Genomic DNA, 475 nt, shown 5'->3' on the forward strand with positions numbered 1-475 from the left:
ACAAACCGTCGCTATTTGCTCGATGAATAATGTCAAGTTGCTTATTCTTGCGCCGAGTGTCGAAAACATAGAAAAGCAAAAGCGAGTTCTTCAACGAAAATTGGATCGTCAAAGACGGGCGAATAATCCGCACAAATACAATGAAGATGGGACAATAAAAAAAGACAACAAGGAAAAATGGGTTTGGAGTAAAAATTATCTCAAAACGAGAAATCAGTTAGCAGAATTACAAAGAAAAATGGCTGAAAAACGTAAACAAGATCATCAACGGCTTGCCAATTGGATCATCACATTAGGTCATCATATCCAAGTAGAAAAAATGAATTTCAGAGCACTTCAAGCAAAAGTAAAAGAAACAAAAGTCGATGCCAACGGAAAACACAAAAAGAAAAAACGATTTGGAAAAAGTATTGCGAATCGTGCGCCAAGTTTGTTTTTAAACATACTGAATCAAAAACTGCAATATGAAGGCTAT

At 35.6% G+C, this 475-nt stretch carries 1 pseudogene; it reads left to right on the forward strand.

The window, feature by feature from the left end:
* Nucleotides 1-475 (forward strand): annotated as a pseudogene (locus ETB99_RS14635) (RNA-guided endonuclease TnpB family protein); the annotation flags it as partial.

It is taken from the genome of Anoxybacillus sp. CHMUD, assembly GCF_013096965.1.
Lineage (GTDB): Bacteria > Bacillota > Bacilli > Bacillales > Anoxybacillaceae > Anoxybacillus > Anoxybacillus kestanbolensis_A.